Annotated in this window: 2 pseudogenes; both read right to left on the bottom strand. The window is 63.3% G+C overall.

The features are described 5' to 3' along the window. A pseudogene (locus tag DD559_RS20065) lies at positions 1–153 on the bottom strand (succinate--CoA ligase subunit alpha); the annotation flags it as partial. A 3-nt stretch (positions 154–156) separates the two neighbouring features. Next, positions 157–752: pseudogene (gene sucC / locus DD559_RS20060) on the bottom strand (succinate--CoA ligase subunit beta); the annotation flags it as partial.

The raw sequence follows: 752 nt of genomic DNA, 5'->3' as shown, positions 1-752 counted from the left end.
GAGGCCGATATGCGTGCTACCGCCCTTGCCGGGGGTAACGCCGCCGACCATCTGCGTGCCATAGGCAAGCGCCTGCTCGGTGTGGAACGTGCCGGTGGCACCGGTCATCCCCTGGACGATGACCTTGGTGTTCTTGTCGACGAGGATGCTCATGGGTCAGGCGACTTTCTGTACTTCGGCCACGATCTTCTGGGCGGCATCGCCCAGATCGTTGGCGGGGACGATGGCGAGGCCCGAATTGGCCAGGATGTCCTTGCCCTGCTGGACGTTGGTGCCCTCGAGTCGGACGACCAGCGGCACTGCGAGGTTCACTTCCTTGGCGGCCGCGACGATGCCCTCGGCGATGATGTCGCAGCGCATGATGCCGCCGAAGATGTTGACCAGGATGCCCTTCACCGCCGGATCGCTCAGGATGATCTTGAACGCCGCGGTGACCTTCTCCTTGTTCGCGCCGCCGCCGACGTCGAGGAAGTTGGCCGGGAACATGCCGTTCAGCTTGATGATGTCCATCGTCGCCATCGCCAGGCCGGCGCCGTTGACCATGCAGCCGATGTCGCCGTCGAGCTTGATATAGGCGAGGTCGTACTTCGACGCCTCGAGCTCCATCGGATCCTCTTCGGTCTCGTCGCGCAGCTCGAGCAGGTCCTTGTGGCGGAACAGCGAGTTCGAGTCGAAACCGACCTTGGCGTCGAGCACCAGCAGCTTGTTGTCTTGCGTGACGGCAAGCGGGTTGATCTCGATCTGCGAGGCGT

Source organism: Sphingomonas pokkalii, assembly GCF_003096275.1.
Taxonomy (GTDB): domain Bacteria; phylum Pseudomonadota; class Alphaproteobacteria; order Sphingomonadales; family Sphingomonadaceae; genus Sphingomonas; species Sphingomonas pokkalii.
This window is presented reverse-complemented; position numbering and strand designations above follow the sequence as displayed.